Here is a 2,128-nt window from a genome sequence, read left to right on the forward strand (position 1 = left end):
CTATTAGTTGATGACGACCGTGAACTCACGTCGCTATTAAAAGAACTGCTAGAAATGGAAGGCTTCAATGTTGTCATCGCTTATGATGGTGAACAAGCATTACAACAAATTGACTCATCCATTGATCTACTCTTACTTGATGTCATGATGCCGAAAAAAAATGGTATTGAGACATTAAAAGAACTGCGTCAAATACACCAAACGCCGGTGATCATGTTAACTGCCCGCGGCAGTGAACTAGATAAAGTACTGGGCTTAGAATTAGGTGCAGACGATTACTTACCAAAACCATTCAATGACCGCGAACTGGTTGCCCGCATTCGTGCTTTATTACGTCGCTCAAACTGGAGCGAACAAACGCAAGGCGACAACAGCAATACCCCTGTCTTGCAAGTTGATAAGCTGCAGCTTAACCCTGGTCGCCAAGAAGCTAGCTTTGATAACGAAATTTTGGACTTAACAGGGACTGAATTTACTTTGTTATATCTGCTTGCACAGCATTTAGGCCAAGTAGTGTCTCGTGAGCATCTTAGCCAAGAAGTTCTCGGGAAACGCTTAACACCGTTTGACCGTGCAATCGATATGCATATTTCAAACCTACGTCGTAAACTTCCTGAACGTACTGATGGCCAGCCATGGTTTAAAACCCTGCGCGGTCGAGGGTACTTAATGGTTTCTGCCACATGATCAACAGCTTAACCGCCAGGATCTTTGCGATTTTCTGGTTCACCCTCGCACTAGTATTAATGCTAGTGCTGATGGTGCCCAAGCTCGATTCTCGGCAAATCACCGTCCTTATGGAAAGTGAACAACGCCAAGGGGAAATGCTTGAGCAGCATATAGAAGCAGAACTTGCGCAAGCTCCAATGAATGACTTACTTTGGTGGCGTCGTATTTCTAATGCCATCAAAAAATGGGCACCGCCTGGGCAACGGTTAATTATCGTCACCAGCGAAGGTCGTGTTATCGGTGCAATGCCAAGTGAAATGCAAGTTATTCGTAACTTCATTGGGCAATCAGATAACGCCGATCACCCCAAAAAGAAAAAATACGGTCGCGCTGAAATTTTAGGGCCTTTTTCTATCCGTGATGGAGAAGACCACTATCAACTGTACTTAGTTCGCCCATCTAGCAGCCCGCAATCTGACTTTATTAACTTATTATTTGATAGGCCATTCTTATTACTGATTGCCACAATGCTAATCAGTGCTCCGCTCTTATTATGGCTATCTTGGAGCCTCGCACGCCCTGCCCGTAAATTAAAAATGGCGGCAGATGACGTTGCCAAAGGGAACTTGCGGCCCCACCCTGAACTGGAAGCCGGTCCACAAGAGTTCCTTTCTGCGGGGAACAGCTTTAACCAGATGATCAGCGCTCTTGATGGCATGGTTAGTGCTCAACAACGTTTAATTTCTGATATCTCCCATGAATTACGCACTCCGCTGACACGGTTACAATTGGCAACCGCATTACTGCGTCGTCGCCATGGTGAAAGTAAAGAACTTGAACGCATCGAAACAGAAACGCACCGTTTGGACAGCATGATCAATGACTTGCTTGTTCTGTCCCGTAGCCAGCACAAAAACGAAATCCTCCGTGAAAACATCAAGGCAGATGAACTTTGGGGTGATATTTTAGATGACGCAAGTTTCGAAGCGGAACAAATGAACAAAACGCTTGATGTAACTTCTCATCCAGGCCCTTGGCCATTGTACTGTAACCCTTCCGCGGTGGGTAGTGCATTTGAAAATATCGTGCGTAATGCTTTGCGTTACTCAAACACCCATATTGCTGTTGATTTTAAAGAAGAAAACAACGGTATTCTGATCACTGTAGATGATGACGGCCCCGGTGTTAGCCCTGCTGACCGTGAACATATTTTCCGCCCGTTCTACCGCACGGATGAAGCTAGGGACAGGGAAACTGGTGGTACTGGGTTAGGTCTTGCTATTGTTGAAACAGCCATAACACAACACAAAGGTTGGGTGAAAGCCGATGATAGCCCACTTGGTGGTTTAAGGTTACAAATTTGGTTACCTGAACACGGCCGTTAACCTAACGCTTAGTTTGAACCTTAAAGCCTTCTATTTTAAATAGAGGGCTTTTTTATTCCTACTCACAAAGCATG

At 45.2% G+C, this 2,128-nt stretch carries 2 protein-coding genes; both read left to right on the plus strand.

Annotated elements, in window-relative coordinates:
• On the plus strand, positions 1–687 hold a 687-nt coding region (cpxR, locus tag OQV04_RS24360), incomplete at its 5' end, for an envelope stress response regulator transcription factor CpxR (protein WP_332643209.1).
• Entirely contained in the window at positions 684–2,054 is a 1,371-nt protein-coding gene (gene cpxA, locus OQV04_RS24365; protein ID WP_042846694.1) for an envelope stress sensor histidine kinase CpxA, read from the plus strand. The genes cpxR and cpxA, both read left to right, overlap by 4 nt.
• Positions 2,055–2,128: the final 74 nt, after the last annotated feature.

It is taken from the genome of Escherichia sp. Lx600-2, from assembly GCF_036662595.1.
GTDB lineage: Bacteria > Pseudomonadota > Gammaproteobacteria > Enterobacterales > Enterobacteriaceae > Escherichia > Escherichia coli.

What these genes read in the sequence shown, in the direction of transcription:
- cpxA (WP_042846694.1), top strand. Translation starts at nt 684, where the DNA reads ATGATCAACAGCTTAACCGCCAGGATCTTTGCGATTTTCTGGTTCACC.